Here is a 365-nt window from a genome sequence, read left to right on the forward strand (position 1 = left end):
ATCACGTTGTTCATGTCGTTGTCGACCTCGCTCGGGAGGTCCCTGTCGATCAGGCCGTCGGGGACGATGATGTCCAGATCGGGCGCGCTGTCGGCGAACTCCGAGTAGAAGTCGCGGAACAGCTGAATGCCGGACTGCGGGAACCCGACGACCATCACGGCGTCGGGGATGCTGCTGGCGTCGCCCCCGCCGCCGTCGGATCCGTTGCCGCCGCCAGATCCGTTGCCACCACCGGTTCCGTTGCCGCCGTCACCGCTCTCCGTCGAACAGCCGGCGAGCCCCGCGATACCGACCGCGCCGGCACCCCTGAGTACGTCGCGTCGCTGGATTCTTCGCTTCATCCTGTGATCGTATACCATACGAGC

Annotated in this window: 1 pseudogene; it reads right to left on the reverse strand. The window is 66.0% G+C overall.

Annotation, left to right across the window (positions count from 1 at the left end):
- Positions 1-341, reverse strand: a pseudogene (locus EXE44_RS18575) (branched-chain amino acid ABC transporter substrate-binding protein); the annotation flags it as partial.
- Positions 342-365: the final 24 nt, after the last annotated feature.

Source organism: Halorubrum sp. SS7 (assembly GCF_005435055.1).
GTDB classification, from domain to species: domain Archaea; phylum Halobacteriota; class Halobacteria; order Halobacteriales; family Haloferacaceae; genus Halorubrum; species Halorubrum salinarum.